General features: G+C 41.1%; 1 protein-coding gene. It reads right to left on the bottom strand.

Annotation, left to right across the window (positions count from 1 at the left end; genetic code table 11):
* A partial coding sequence (locus tag SM447_RS29985) for a hypothetical protein (RefSeq protein ID WP_474576223.1) occupies positions 1-523 on the bottom strand: 523 nt, incomplete at both ends.

Here is a 523-nt window from a genome sequence, read left to right as displayed (position 1 = left end):
GTGTCTTTGACAACCCCTACTTGCATTCCTTTTACATCAATAATTGAATCTTTTGTATCCGGTTCTGAGGGCGCATTTTTTACTTTTTGACTGTGCAATTCTGGGAGTACACCTATTTGTATTTCTGTAGTCCAACTCCCGTTACTAAAGTCGTGGTGTACACTGGATATATAGGCATTGCCATCAAAAAGCTCTCCTAAGCCCGTTAAGGCAATAAGGGTATTCGGTTTGGCATCTGCAGATCCCAGAAATTTGATAGAACCACGATATTTGGACATTCTGAGTCGTAATAGTAATGCATCTGATAGTTGTTGAGCCTCATCCACCGTCAAAGGAACCGAGGTGTTAAAAGACTCATCTGTATCAATTACCGCTTCCAAATCCGAATTTTCTACATCTCCCTGTGCGTTTATTGTGGGTTCACTGGCTTCAGAGTTTACAGAATCTTGTTCGGCAGGTGACCAAGCGTTTATTGTTAGAGAAGTAGCTTGTTCTATAGCATCTAACTCTAGATCCATTTCCA

The sequence above is a fragment of the Micromonospora aridisoli genome (assembly GCF_056150025.1).
This window is presented reverse-complemented; position numbering and strand designations above follow the sequence as displayed.